The 6,984-nt window shown below is 30.9% G+C and carries 6 protein-coding genes; 5 read left to right on the top strand and 1 reads right to left on the bottom strand.

Translation table 11 applies throughout. The features are described 5' to 3' along the window. Positions 1 to 189: 189 nt before the first annotated feature. Positions 190 to 897 (bottom strand): LytR/AlgR family response regulator transcription factor, encoded by a 708-nt coding sequence (locus GC105_RS16285; protein ID WP_152806954.1) that lies wholly within the window; start codon positions 895 to 897, stop codon positions 190 to 192. 255 nt (positions 898 to 1,152) lie between these two features. Between GC105_RS16285 and GC105_RS16280 the strand changes: the two genes are divergently transcribed. The 5 genes from GC105_RS16280 to GC105_RS16265 all read left to right on the top strand — a co-directional run bounded on the left by GC105_RS16280 (position 1,153) and on the right by GC105_RS16265 (position 5,995). Continuing rightward, positions 1,153 to 3,456 carry a peptidase domain-containing ABC transporter gene (locus GC105_RS16280; RefSeq protein ID WP_152806952.1) on the top strand — a complete coding sequence of 768 codons (2,304 nt, stop codon included), beginning with the start codon at positions 1,153 to 1,155 and terminating at the stop codon, positions 3,454 to 3,456. 109 nt (positions 3,457 to 3,565) lie between these two features. Next, complete coding sequence (locus GC105_RS16980; RefSeq protein WP_193708464.1) at positions 3,566 to 3,730, top strand: hypothetical protein; 165 nt, start codon at positions 3,566 to 3,568, stop codon at positions 3,728 to 3,730. Positions 3,731 to 3,761: 31 nt separating this feature from the next. Next, entirely contained in the window at positions 3,762 to 4,229 is a 468-nt protein-coding gene (locus GC105_RS16275; RefSeq protein WP_152806950.1) for a hypothetical protein, read from the top strand. Further along, on the top strand, positions 4,229 to 5,629 hold the full coding sequence (locus GC105_RS16270) for a beta-barrel domain-containing protein (RefSeq protein ID WP_152806948.1): 1,401 nt from the start codon (positions 4,229 to 4,231) through the stop codon (positions 5,627 to 5,629). Before GC105_RS16275 ends, GC105_RS16270 begins: the two co-directional genes overlap by 1 nt. 81 nt (positions 5,630 to 5,710) lie before the next feature. Further along, complete coding sequence (locus GC105_RS16265; protein ID WP_152806946.1) at positions 5,711 to 5,995, top strand: hypothetical protein; 285 nt, start codon at positions 5,711 to 5,713, stop codon at positions 5,993 to 5,995. Positions 5,996 to 6,984: the final 989 nt, after the last annotated feature.

Raw genomic sequence — 6,984 nt, 5'->3', positions numbered from 1 at the left:
AGCTATTGAGAAGTTTGTTTTTTCGGCTTCTCAGTACATATCTATTTTTGCTTAAGAAAGATACATTCTTTCCTAGGACACAGAAATAATTACATTCTCAAGACAAAAGACAAAAGACAAAAGATTAATTACACTACCATGTTTACCCCTCTTACGCTCTTATTTTAGTCACTATGACTTTCACAAATGTCACAGCAAGATACCTTTAAAGTTTTGTATATACCGTCTGCCCAATGGTATTGTATCGTTACTGTTAACTAAATAAATATTAGAATTCTTCTTATCAACTTTTTCTATATAGTCAGTGTTTATAATATAGGCTTTGTGACATCTTATAAATTTTTCTTCCAGTTCTTTATGAATAGACTTTAATGTATATCCAGTGACAGTAGCGGTTTCTTGCTGGGTATTGACTATAAGTTTTTTGTTTTTAGACTCGACGTAAACAATATCACTTTGCTTAAAATTATAGATAATTTCTTTATGCTTTAATTGAAGTTTGGCTTGGTTCTTTTCTACTGGCCTTATATAAAAATTGATGATAGGTTCCATGGTTTTTTTAAAATCATCCTCTGTAAAGGGTTTGACCAGATAATCATAACTATGTAGTTCTTTAAAGGCAATCATTTCTTTTGTAGGTAATCCAGTGATAAAGACTATAGGTGTAAACTTGTATGCAGGTATTTCTCGAATTTGTTCCCCGAGGGTCAAACCACTATAGTCTAAAAGCTTAATATCCAGCAGAAATGCATGTATAATATTATTTTTTGAATATTCTAAAGCGTGTTTAGCATAAGCAGTTTTTAAAATATTTAAATGGGGATCAATAGATAATAGGATTTGTTCTAACCATATTTGTATTATTTCATGGTCTTCTACGATTAAGATAGTTTTCAATACGATTCCTCCTTTTGATGAGTTATTGATATTATATCAAATTTTGTCAATAAAAAAGGCCAAAATTTACATATTATAATTAATAAGACAAAATTATCTTAACAGTATATTGAAATTAACTTTTAACAATAAATATAGTCAAAAACATGTCGTTTACGCAACTATAGCTGTTGTTTAGGAATTTTTTGTGTTTTTTTATAAATATTATGGTACTATTTTTCCAAGATAAGTTATTACTTGGAGAAAGGATATCTGATGAAAAAATATGCTTGTGTAAAACAACATGATGCATCTGACTGTGGGGCGGCATGTTTGGCGACAATATGTTTACATTATGGGTTAGATCTTAGTATTACAAAACTCCGAGATATGGTAGGGACAGATATAAAAGGAACAAATCTTGCCGGCTTGGTAGATGGTGCAAAGAAACTGCATTTCGAAGTAAAGCCAATACGGGTGGATACTAAGAGCTTCATGAGTGATTTTACTCTTCCAGCAATTGCCCATGTAATTAAGGAAGATGGTTTATCTCACTTTGTAGTTGTACATAAGATCAAGAAAAAAAAGGTTATCATATCAGATCCAGCAAAAGGTATTCAAAAAATCACGCAGGACAAATTCTTTGACATGTTTGACGGGGTAATATTGCTGATGGTGCCTACCAGTGAATTTGAAAAGGGCAGACAGAAATCAAAGAATGTATTCAATATGTTTGTAAAATTGATACTACCCCAGAAAAAGTTGATGGTCATTACCATATTTGCCTCCTTAGTACTTAGCATTATGGGAATCGTATCCAGCTTTTTTAGCAAAATACTGATGGATGAAATATTGCCTTATAACTTAAAAAGTTCATTGTATACGTATGCCATTGCATTTTTCATCATAGCGCTATTTCAAATTTTAATAGGTGCATTCAGACAGCAGATCCTCTTATTTTTATCAAGGAAAATTGATATTCCCTTGTTATTAGGTTATTACAAACATATCTTAAGGCTTCCTATGACTTTTTTCGCAAGCCGGAGGGTTGGAGATATCTTGACAAGGTTTCAGGATGCATCTACAGTAAAAGAAATATTTACTGGAGTATCTTTATCTTTGGTTATTGATATTGGTATGGCAGTAATAACTGGGACTGTATTATATTTTTTAAGTCAGCAATTATTTTTCATTGTAAGTATTATGTTAATCATCAGTATTATACTTATATACGTATTTAAGAAGCCATATAAAGAATTAAATTATTTACAAATGGAGCAGTCAGTCAACTTAAACTCCCAAATGATAGAATCCCTAAAAAATATAGAAATAGTTAAAGCTATGGCAAATGAAGAAGAGCAATTAGAAAAATTAGAACATAGATTTATTGCATCCTTAAAAACTGGATATAAAGAAGGTGTTTTATCCAATGTACAGGGATCCATATCTTCTTCGGTAGGTAGTATAGGGAATCTTGTTATTATGGTAGTTGGAGCACTTAGTGTTATGGATCAAAAGATGACACTAGGAGATTTAATGGCGTTTTCAACCTTATCGGGACAATTTATACAGCCCATATCTAATCTAATAGGGCTTCAGCTCACCTTTCAAGAAGCAGGGATTGCTATGAAGAGACTAAATGAAATTTATGAAGTGGAAGAAGAACAGGAGGAAGAGGAACACAGACTAAAGGATGTAGATTTGAATGGAGAGATCATTCTGGAAAATGTCACCTTTGCCTATGGTACAAGATCTCCAGTACTAAAAGAAATATCTATAACTATACCTAAAGGGAGTAAAATCGCATTAGTGGGACAGTCTGGAGCAGGCAAGACCACACTATCAAAACTACTAATGGCATTTTACCGGCAAGATAAAGGAAAAATTAAAATCAATAATTATAATTTGGAAGATTTAGATTTACAATACATACGAAAGAAAATAGGTTACATCCCACAAAATGTTGAATTATTTTCTGGAAAGATTATAGACAATATTAAGGTAGGGAAAGCTGATGTCACTTATGATGAAGTCATCTCCGCAGCTAAAAAGGCAGGATGTCACGACTTCATACAAAAACTCCCCGGAAGATATGATAACTATTTGGAAGAGCAGGGAAGCAATCTCTCAGGAGGAGAACGTCAACGGATTGCCATAGCGAGGGCATTAATTAAGAATCCCAGCATTCTCGTCATGGATGAAGCTACCAGCAACTTAGATGCTTCTAATGAAAAGCGTATCCATGACACCATTTTTAGATATACCAAGAATATTACCACTGATGAAATGATGTATGTAGAAGGGGGTGGGAAAATAACAATTGGTATAACAGGAAATACTGCAGGGAAAATGATTACTTGGAGTACAGCAACTATTGCAGGTGCTGTAGCGGCTTTTATTACATACGGATCAGGTGGAGTATTGGCAGCAGTGGCACCTATTGTTGCTGGTGGAGTAGCTGGAATGATTGCTGATGTTATATCTTCAAACTCGGTGGCTAAACATGGAACAAATGTGGTAGCCTTTGTTAGTTTTAGCGATATGATTATACCAGGCAATTGGTATCTTGGTAAAATATAGATAAATGTAAGATAATTTATAGTATTAGTGGATTAAGATAGAAATATCTTAATTCACTATAAAATATATTAGTTTTATTATCTATTATATTTAGAAAGGACGGAGTGCTATGAGATTAAAGTTAGTACTAAGTTGGTTAATAGGTGGTTTTTCTGCCATATTGGTTATGTTAGTAGTCATGAGGGTCACAGGGAATGATATTCCTTCATGGTTTGGATTTATTATAATGGTAGGATGTGTATTGTTTTTACAAAAATTTGTTTTTAAAAAATAACTAAAAAAATATTACCATATGTGAGGGAAAAATGTTAGAGATAAAAACTGATAAAATATTGAAATTAAATGGATATCTTATGAGAGAACTAAGAAATTTACCGCAAATTGAAGTAGATAAAGCTACTTATATGATGGAATCATTTATTAAAACTAATAAAATAATCATATTGGGACCACTGATTACTGTTACATATGATTCGCACATCGATGAAAAAGAAGGATTGCTAGTAAATATAGATCTTATTATGCAGGTAAAATCAATTCCATCAATCAGTGAACCTTATCAATACATTCCTTCAGGTCTAAAACTTTCAAATTGTATTTATGTTCGGTTTGAAGGTAATATTCAAGAATTATCCTACGGTTATACAAAACTGAACTTGTACATATGGGAAAATAAACTTATAAAAGCTGGACCTATCTACACGGTATATGCGAATATGGAAAATCCAGAGAATGTAACAGTAGATATATTTATCCCTGTGGAGGAAACCTGATGAAAGAAATTTATTCGCTACATGATTTAAAAAATAGCCGTATATTTTTTGATAAGAACCCACCACGATTTATGACATGGTTTATCGGTACGGTGTTAATGGTAATTATTTTTTTGCTTGTTTGGGCTACGATAGCAATAAAGGTGGAAGTAGTAAAAGTCAAAGGTATGGTAGTTTCCCAAGATAGTACAAATATTTCACCAGATATTCAAGGAATGGTCGAAAAAGTTCACTTCACCGAAGGGGATTATGTACAAAAGGGAGATACTATTGTTACCCTTAAGAGCAACAGCCAAAGTGCCCAAACAGAGACATCAAAGGATCAAGATGAATTTATAGAACAACAACTGGTGTACTATGATAGATACGAAAAGTCTATAAAGACAGGTAATAACCTATTTAAGAATAAATCGCAGGAGTTGGAATTTTATAATAATGTACAATACTATATTATGCAAAATAAATCAAGTGATGAACAAATCAGTACATATCAACAACAAATTAAAGAACAGGAAAACAATAAAAATCAGGCTAATAAAAATGTTCAAGAAAATAAAGATGGGATTAAAGAAATTAATACAACAGTCAATACCATATCTCTGGAAATATCAAAATTGCAGGATGAAGTTAGTAAAATTGATTTAATAATTCAACCAGAACGAGAAGACGATGTCAAAGAAAAGCAAGAGATACTAGATACCAAACAATCTGAGATGGAAACTCTGAATAATAAAAAAAATACTTTAGAAGCAAAAATAATAGAAGAGGAATCAAATGTTAACACATCTAAAGAACAAATTGAACAATTACAAGATCAAGTACAATCAGCAAAAGGGAGCAAAGATAATTTAAAAATTCAGATACTGGCACAAATTGGGCAAAAGAGATCGGAACTTAAACTGCAATCAATAGAATCTAAGGGGAAATATACAGCCAATAGTGAATATGAAAGTAATTACACTTTAAATGCAGTCAGCGATGGCATTCTTCATTTTAACTATGACATTAAGGAAGGTACTGTAGTACAGGCAGCTACACCTATAGCAAAAGTTATGAATGATGATGATAATGTATTATCATTACAGGTAGCTCTTCCATCTAATGAAAGGAGCAAGGTACAGCAAGAAGATCCAGTAGAAATTGCGCTAGATGGTATCCTACAAACGAAATTTGGTGTAATAGAAGGAAAAATCATTGAAATCAATATCGATTCCAGTGTTGACCAAGAGTCTGGTGAGGCATATTTTTTAACATATATTGAACCAAAGGACAACCAACTAAAAGATAAAAACGAAAATACCGTTTTATTAAAACCGGGAATGACTTCAGAAATACGGATAAAATATGAACAAAATACCTGGATGCAGTGGTTATTGGAGCAGATTAATATTTTTATATAGAAAGAATGGTGATGTTACCTGTTATCTGAGATTATATTAGAAGAATCTTTTATAAAAATAATATACTAGGAGGAGGTAAAAATGTTTGCTTTTACATTAATTTTTTTAATGGTCTTAGCCGTATTATTAATGATTATAACGGAAATTTTATATAAAAAAAGAAAAGAAATTAATATAAACTTATTATTAACACCATATTTTTTCTTCTTTTTATTAATACTGTTATTTGGTAATGATAATGGAGTTATGGAAATTTATTTAAATAAACAAATATTCACATTATCGCTTGGATTTTTTTCAATGCACGTAATGGTTACAATTATTAATATAAATAGAATGATGAAAGGTTATAGCAAAAAAGAATAGAAGCTCTTTTATGATAAAAGTAATAGACTATATGAAATAGCCGTGAAAACAAGAATGCAAAAGTGAGGAAAAAGAGTAACTTAATTTTGGATTTTCTTGTTTCGTAATTTGCAATGCTATCGTTTGAAAAAAATATAGAAAAGATAGTAATAGAGTTTTTTATTATATATGGAAGTTAGCTTATTTGAAGAAAAAGATCAAAGACAAGACCAAATACAAAAACAAAGTCTAACATCCTACATCTAACATCTTATTCCGTACATAATATATTTAGAGTCTTGAGTATTTTTAAAACAAACGCAAACACGCTGTCGCAGACTGTATGAAAAGAACTCGAAGATAAACTAAATTTTTGAAACTCGCTACGCTCAAACAGTCAAAAATTCTTGACGTTTATCTTCTCCTTCTTTTGAATTTAGCGAAGCTATCGTATTGCTAATGTTTTAAAAATACTCTATATGTTTTTGTGCTTTGTTCTATGTATTTGAGATAAAGACAAAAGATAAAAAATAAAAAATAAAAGATAAAAGATAAAAGATAAAAGACAAAAGATAGAAGATAGAAGATAGAAGACAAAAGATAGAAGACAAAAGATAGAAGACAAAAGATAGAAGACAAAAGATAGAAGACAAAAGATAGAAGACAAAAGATAGAAGATTTACATGAATAGTTGGAGTTTTGAGTATTTTTAAAACAAACGCAAACACGCTGTCGCATACTGTATGAAAGAACTCGAAGATAAACTAAATTTTTGAAACTCGCTACGCTCAAACAGTCAAAAATTCTTGACGTTTATATTCTCATTCTTTTGAATTTAGCGAAGCTATCGTATTGCTAATGTTTTGAAAATACTCTATATATTTTTCTGCTTTGTTCTATGTATTTAAAGAAAAAGACAAAAGATAAAAGACAAAAGATAAAAGACAAAAGATAAAAGACAAAAGATAAAAGACAAAAGATAAAAGACAAAAGATAAAAGACAAAAGATA

The sequence above is a fragment of the Alkalibaculum sporogenes genome (assembly GCF_009362815.1).
Classification (GTDB): Bacteria; Bacillota; Clostridia; order Eubacteriales; family Alkalibacteraceae; genus Alkalibaculum_A; species Alkalibaculum_A sporogenes.
Note: the sequence above shows the minus strand (reverse complement) of the source record. Positions and strands in the feature narration are given on the sequence as shown.